Annotated in this window: 2 protein-coding genes; both read left to right on the top strand. The window is 61.2% G+C overall.

Annotated elements, in window-relative coordinates:
- A partial coding sequence (locus H5U38_11925) for a DUF937 domain-containing protein (GenBank protein MBC7187731.1) occupies window positions 1-449 on the top strand: 449 nt, incomplete at its 5' end.
- A gap of 511 nt (window positions 450-960) precedes the next feature.
- Window positions 961-2621: hypothetical protein (locus tag H5U38_11920; protein ID MBC7187730.1), on the top strand; the 1661-nt coding region annotated here is incomplete at its 3' end.

Here is a 2621-nt window from a genome sequence, read left to right as displayed (position 1 = left end):
AGAAGGACGAGCGTGGCGGAGAAGCACGAGTCGACCATATCCTTAGCAAGTACGGCAGCGCGAGTTTCCTGCAGGACATCCCCGGCCTGGTTGCGAAGAAAGCCACGGACCCGAACGCCGACCCCCAGCTTGGAGGGCTGTTGGGACCGGCCGGAGTGCAGGCAACGCAGGCCATAGCCAAGCAGTTCAAGCTCGACCCTGGCGTGGCCAGTAAGCTTATCCCCATGGTCACTCCCTTCGTCCTGGCCGCCTTGACGCAGAAGCGGACGACCGAGAAAGGTGGCTCGTCCGTCGTGACCGCTCTGCTGGATCGAGAGGGCGACGGCAGCATCCTCGACGACGCAGCTGGTTTCCTTTTGCAGGGACTCACGGGCAGCGCGGGCTCCCAGAGTGGTGCCCAGGTGGTGGGGAACATTCTGTCTTCACTTTTCGGCAAAAAGAAGCAGTAGGATAAAGGGCGCCTGCCGCGGCTCGCACCTTCGCCGACGGCAGGCGCCCAGAAGAGCACCTTCTCCGAATAGACGAGGCTGCCCAGGAACGTCACCACGCCTGGGTGACTCAACAAGCACCCCTCACCCGGTGAGGGAAATGGCAGACCTGTGCCTTGGAGATGACCACTGAACAGCCGTGGCGGTGCGCTGTGCATTTTCCCTTGCTTGGCCCCAAACGGTGGCCTCCCGCCCGTGGCGCTTCGTGCGCATTCAGGGACCCTCCTTGTCGCGATTTGCAGCGGTGACCCTTCCCCTTTTCCAGTTCTCCGGTAGCCGGCAGCGATCCTTACGCCCGCACCTCATTTTGCGAACAACCCACCAATTGCCGCGCAGCGGAAAGACACATCCCGCTACGCCGAGGCTTTCCTGCACCGAAGCAAAGAAGGTGCCCATGGCCCGCAACGTGAACCACAGGCAAGTTTCCTTCGTCGAGGGCAGAGGGCAGTGACAAGAGCATGCGGAGGAGACCATGTGCAGATTCATTTTGCTGTGCACCGTGTTCTTGGGCGTCACAACGTCGTTCTCACGAACGAGAGGGATCCCCTACGCCCATGACGAGCTGTACTGCGGGCCTGCTGTCCGCACCTTCAAGGGACCGGCCTTAGCGCAGGTCGCCTTCCCTTTGGGCGGGATAGGCACGGGCACCGTGTCGCTGGGTGGCCGAGGCGAGCTCCGTGACTGGGAGATTTTCAACCGACCCGGGAAGGGGTTTGCCCTTCCGTTCACGTTCTTTGCCATCTACGCAAAGCAGGAACGGGGTGAGCCCGTGGCAAAGATCCTTGAGCGGCGCCTCCTGCCCCCGTACACTGGCGCCTTTGGCCTCCCCCAGAATCAGCTCGCCGGAGTAGCCCGCCTTGACGAGGCCTTCTTCCGCGGCGAGTACCCCTTCGCCTGGGTCGAGTTCACCGACGCCGAGCTTCCCGTCCAGGTGTCTCTGGAGGCCTGGAATCCTTTCATCCCCCATGAACCGGATGAGAGCGGATTGCCTGTGGCCATTCTAACCTGGAAGGTGGTCAACTCGACACAGCAGCGAGTGCAAGTATCCCTTGCCGCCAGTCTCTTTAACCCTGTGGGCACCGACGGCCGCGACCTGAGTGGGAAGGTCCTAGGGGGCAATCTCAACCAGTACATGGAAGCGGAAGGCCTGCGCGGCCTCTTCATGTCCAAGCCTGGGATGGATGCTGACGACCTCTGCTTTGGCAACATGGCCTTGGCCACCACATGGCGTGACCTTGATGTGCAAACTCATTGGTACCGTGGGGGCTGGTGGGACCAGGCACATGTCTTCTGGGACGATTTTGCCGAAGACGGCCGCGTGCAGGAAATCACGGAGAGCGACCCCTCACCAGAGGGACGAAGCGATGTCGGTTCGCTCGTCCTGCACGCCGAGCTGGAACCAGGTCAATCGCTCACTTTCCCTTTCATTCTCGCCTGGTACTTTCCGAACCGCGAGAACTATTGGAACTCCGAGCCTGCCGTTCGCCAAAGGAGAATGCGGAACTACTACGCAACACGTTTTGCCAGCGCCTGGGAAGTGGCCTGCCACGTGCACAGTCGCCTAGACAAGCTGGAGCCAGCGACGCGGCTTTTCCACGACACGCTCTTCAACAGCACGCTGCCGGGATACGTGATCGACGCGATCTCGAGCCAGGCCTCCATCATTCGCACTAACACCTGCCTGTGGTTAGATGACGGCTCGTTCTTCGCCTTCGAAGGATGTGGCGACGCCTCGGGTTGCTGTCCGATGAACTGCACGCATGTGTGGAACTATGAGCAGGCACTGGCCTACCTCTTTCCAAGCCTGGAACGTTCCATGCGCCGCACCGATTTTCTGCACAACACGCTGCCCAACGGCTACATGACCTTCCGCACCCTGATACCGCTGGGCGAGCACTGGTGGCAATTCAAAGCATGCGCCGATGGCCAGATGGGCACCATCATTAAGGCCTACCGGGAGTGGAAGCTGAGCGGCGACAATGGCTTCTTGCGCGAGCTCTGGCCCAAGGTCAAGGCGGCGCTGGAATTTGCCTGGAAGGGATGCGGCGCGCCTCCACCGCAAGAGTTCGAGTGGACAGCCGAACAGGTCAGCAGGCCCTGGGACATGGACATGGACGGAGTCATGGAGGGAGA

Source organism: Calditrichota bacterium (assembly GCA_014359355.1).
GTDB lineage: Bacteria > Zhuqueibacterota > Zhuqueibacteria > JANLFK01 > Oleimicrobiaceae > Oleimicrobium.
The sequence above is the reverse complement of the archived record's forward strand: the minus strand, read 5'-3'. Positions and strand labels throughout refer to the sequence as shown.